Genomic DNA, 255 nt, shown 5'->3' with positions numbered 1-255 from the left:
CTGCTGAAGGAACTAGGCAAAATGGTACCGTAACTTCGGGAGAAGGTACGCTGCTGACGGTGATAGGACTTGCTCCTTGAGCTATTGTCAGCCACAGAAACCAGGCCCCTGCAACTGTTTATTAAAAACATAGCACTCTGCAAACACGAAAGTGGACGTATAGGGTGTGATGCCTGCCCGGTGCTGGAGGGTTAATTGATGGGGTTAGCGTAAGCGAAGCTCTTGATCGAAGCCCCAGTAAACGGCGGCCGTAAC

1 rRNA gene is annotated in these 255 nt (G+C 51.4%); it reads left to right on the top strand.

The annotated features are described in order from the left end of the window. Nucleotides 1–255 (top strand): 23S ribosomal RNA (locus tag ACG9ZL_RS21285); the annotation flags it as partial.

The organism is Acinetobacter legionensis (genome assembly GCF_048551735.1).
In the GTDB taxonomy this organism is placed as follows: Bacteria; Pseudomonadota; Gammaproteobacteria; order Pseudomonadales; family Moraxellaceae; genus Acinetobacter.
Note: the sequence above shows the minus strand (reverse complement) of the source record. Positions and strands in the feature narration are given on the sequence as shown.